Origin of the sequence: Virgibacillus sp. W0181 (assembly GCF_051846915.1) — a bacterium.
In the GTDB taxonomy this organism is placed as follows: Bacteria; Bacillota; Bacilli; order Bacillales; family Amphibacillaceae; genus JBPYCR01.
Genome location: NZ_JBPYCR010000070.1, coordinates 1 through 1,483, shown reverse-complemented (window position 1 = coordinate 1,483; position 1,483 = coordinate 1). Strand labels below are relative to the sequence as shown.

The window sequence follows — 1,483 nt, the reverse complement described above, 5'->3', positions numbered from 1 at the left end:
GCATGAAGCCGGAATCGCTAGTAATCGCGGATCAGCATGCCGCGGTGAATACGTTCCCGGGCCTTGTACACACCGCCCGTCACACCACGAGAGTCGGCAACACCCGAAGTCGGTGAGGTAACCTTTTAGGGGCCAGCCGCCGAAGGTGGGGCCAATGATTGGGGTGAAGTCGTAACAAGGTAGCCGTATCGGAAGGTGCGGCTGGATCACCTCCTTTCTAAGGAAAAAAGAAAAGCGCAGGCATCCGTTTAACGTTGTACGGACTGGAGGGGCTTTGACTAGATAAAGGAAACACGCGAAACGGAAGTGGAGCGATGTTGACTTATCGTAGGAGAAGACCTGAAGTCCGCTAGACGTTGGATGCCGGAGCTAGACAGAATACGACATACGAAGTTGTTTCGTTCAGTTTTGAAGGAATAATTTTAAATATTAGATGGGCCTGTAGCTCAGCTGGTTAGAGCGCACGCCTGATAAGCGTGAGGTCGGTGGTTCGAGTCCACTCAGGCCCACCATCTAATCATGATTTACGGGGCCTTAGCTCAGCTGGGAGAGCGCCTGCCTTGCACGCAGGAGGTCAGCGGTTCGATCCCGCTAGGCTCCATTTCGTACCTTGAAAACTAAATAAGAATCGAGTAATCAATGACATCAACAGAAAGTAAAGCGTTACAGCTTATTTACGTTAGTTAAGTGAATAAGGGCGCACGGTGGATGCCTTGGTACTAGGAGCCGAAGAAGGACGGGACTAACACCGATATGTCCCGGGGAGTCGTAAGTAGACATTGATCCGGGAATTTCCGAATGGGGCAACCCGCTATTCGTAATGGAATAGCACATGGATCTGAATACATAGGATGCATGAGGCATACCCGGGGAACTGAAACATCTCAGTACCCGGAGGAAGAGAAAGCAAACGCGATTTCCCAAGTAGCGGCGAGCGAAACGGAACGAGCCCAAACCAGCCGGTTTACCGGTTGGGGTTGTAGGACACTTCATATGGAGTTACCAAGAAATACGTTAGATGAATCGCCTTGGAAAAGGCAGCCAAAGAAGGTAAGAGCCCTGTAGTTGAAAACGTGTTTCCTCCGAAGTGGATCCTGAGTACGGCGGAACACGAGAAATTCCGTCGGAATCCGGGAGGACCATCTCCCAAGGCTAAATACTCCCTAGTGACCGATAGTGAACCAGTACCGTGAGGGAAAGGTGAAAAGCACCCCGGGAGGGGAGTGAAAGAGAACCTGAAACCGTGCGCTTACAAGTAGTCGGAGCGCATTTATGCGTGACGGCGTACCTTTTGTAGAATGGACCGGCGAGTTACGATCGTATGCAAGGTTAAGTGGAAGACACGGAGCCGCAGCGAAAGCGAGTCTGAATAGGGCGAATGAGTATGCGGTCGTAGACCCGAAACCGTGTGATCTACCCATGTCCAGGGTGAAGGTCAGGTAACACTGACTGGAGGCCCGAACCCACGTATGTTGAAAAATGC

At 51.4% G+C, this 1,483-nt stretch carries 2 tRNA genes and 2 rRNA genes; all 4 read left to right on the top strand.

The features are described 5' to 3' along the window. Positions 1–217 (top strand): 16S ribosomal RNA (locus ACLIBG_RS15580); the annotation flags it as partial. A 218-nt stretch (positions 218–435) separates the two neighbouring features. Continuing rightward, positions 436–512 (top strand) — tRNA-Ile (locus tag ACLIBG_RS15575). Between the two features lie 16 nt (positions 513–528). Then, positions 529–601, top strand: a tRNA-Ala gene (locus ACLIBG_RS15570). 80 nt (positions 602–681) lie between these two features. Next, positions 682–1,483 (top strand): 23S ribosomal RNA (locus tag ACLIBG_RS15565); the annotation flags it as partial.